Source organism: Arhodomonas sp. AD133 (assembly GCF_051195215.1).
In the GTDB taxonomy this organism is placed as follows: Bacteria; Pseudomonadota; Gammaproteobacteria; order Nitrococcales; family Nitrococcaceae; genus Arhodomonas.
The window spans coordinates 1-1,701 of record NZ_JBNAZM010000131.1 but is presented as its reverse complement, the minus strand read 5'-3'; the positions used below and the strand labels follow the sequence as shown (position 1 = coordinate 1,701).

General features: G+C 62.0%; 2 protein-coding genes. Both read right to left on the bottom strand.

Translation table 11 applies throughout. The annotated features are described in order from the left end of the window. Positions 1 to 73: 73 nt before the first annotated feature. Complete coding sequence (locus ACPEES_RS23280; RefSeq protein WP_435106876.1) at positions 74 to 652, bottom strand: hypothetical protein; 579 nt, start codon at positions 650 to 652, stop codon at positions 74 to 76. 370 nt (positions 653 to 1,022) lie between these two features. Next, positions 1,023 to 1,496 (bottom strand): hypothetical protein, encoded by a 474-nt coding sequence (locus ACPEES_RS23275; RefSeq protein WP_435106874.1) that lies wholly within the window; start codon positions 1,494 to 1,496, stop codon positions 1,023 to 1,025. Positions 1,497 to 1,701: the final 205 nt, after the last annotated feature.

Sequence of the window (1,701 nt, the reverse complement as noted above, 5' to 3'; positions counted from 1 at the left end):
CCGGCGATTCCAGAACGCTGGGAAACGCCGAAATCTACGCCGCATCAGTCGGTTGCGAGTTTTTCAGGACCGACTAGTTACACGGTTTCGCATGGATCATGGCGAACGCGTAGCCGTCGCGAGAGAAAGTGGTTAGCAACGTGGACTCGGCGTTGGCGCCAGGTCCATACGCATCGCCATAAACCGTTTCGCTGTCGCTATCGCGGGTCTCGCCGTCGCTGTCTTTCACCCACGTATTCGCGTACAGCTTCACGTTGGGAACCATTGGCCCGAAATCCGTATAGGCCGCCGAAGCAGTTGCGGTCAGCCGAGCGCCCGTGCGGTTTTGCACGTTGGCGTTCAGGTCTACTGACGCGACGCACATATCGCCGATCTTGACCCGCTCCTCGTCGAGTCGCTGAACCGTGCCGGCCGCGTTGGTGGCTGCGGTAGCCGCAGTGGCCTCACTACGCTTGAGCGCGGTGGTGACCTGCCCGAGGGTTTCATTGAGGCGTTTTAGGTTGCGCTGAGCGTGGTTGCTCGTGCGGCCTTCACCCTGGAGCGCTTTGATTTCCTCGCGTTGGGTTTCGAGCTCTTGCTTGAGGAACTCGAGGCTCGCCTTGCCGAAGCCGCGCTGCTCAACGCTGCCATCATCGCCCTGGCGCTCGAACACGCCCTGGTCGACCTGCTTCCAGCCGTCTCCGGCATTGGCCGCAAACGTCTCCGCCGCGGATCGGGCAACGAGGGATTGGCCGGATTCAGCGGCCGCGGACGCGGCGAAGACGAGTGCGCTCGCCGCGCAGGCCAGTGTTTGCCACTTCATTGAGTGAACTCCGTGTGTTATCGCGTTAATCCCTACGGCCGAGCAGCCCGGTGATCGAACTCCTGCGATCGGGCTATTCCGGCTCGGCCAATCTCGACAATACAGAGTGGCGCAACGCGCGGGCGCATTGCCCGGCGTTAGCGATCACTCTGGTGTGCGGTCCGATTGAGGCGAGAGGGCGTCCATAAGGTGAGGACCATCTTCCCTCCGCCTTGATGGTTTATAGCGGCGCGCCGTCCTGGGACACCCACTCGACGTAGTCACACGGGGGTACGCTGATGCTGGCGTAGGCGTAGCCATCGCGGGAGAAGGTGATGTCCAAAGACGCCTCGGCGTTGGCGCCAGGTCCCCAGGCGTCCCCGTAAACGGTCTCGGAATCGCTGTCCTCGACGTTGCCGTCGACGTCTCTCACGACTGTGTAGGTATACAGCTCCACGTTGGAGTGCATCGGGCCGAAGTCCGTGTAAGAGGCCGAGGCGGTGGATGTCAGTGTTGTGTTGGGGTTGGTGACGTTGGCCGCCAAATCAACGCTCGCCACACACTGCTCGCCCTGCTGACCGCTGTTCTGGTCCAGTCGCCGCAGTGTGGTCCCGCTCTCGGCGGGGGCGGCGGTCTCACCACGCTCGAGCGTAGCGCTGACGTGCTCGAGAACTTCATTGAGGCGCTCGAGCTTATGCCGGGCGTGGGCGCTCATGCGACCTTTGCCCTTGAGTGCTTTGAGCTCATCGCGTTGGGTTTCGAGATCCTCCTTGAGGAACTCGAGACTCGCCTTGCCGAAGCCATGACGTGCGACGCCGCCATCCTCGGTCTGGCGCTCGAACAGTAAGCGCCGTTAAATCGACGCTCTTGCCTCAGTCGTATTGGGCGACTTTTTTCGAAGCGGGTAACCCGGCATTCCA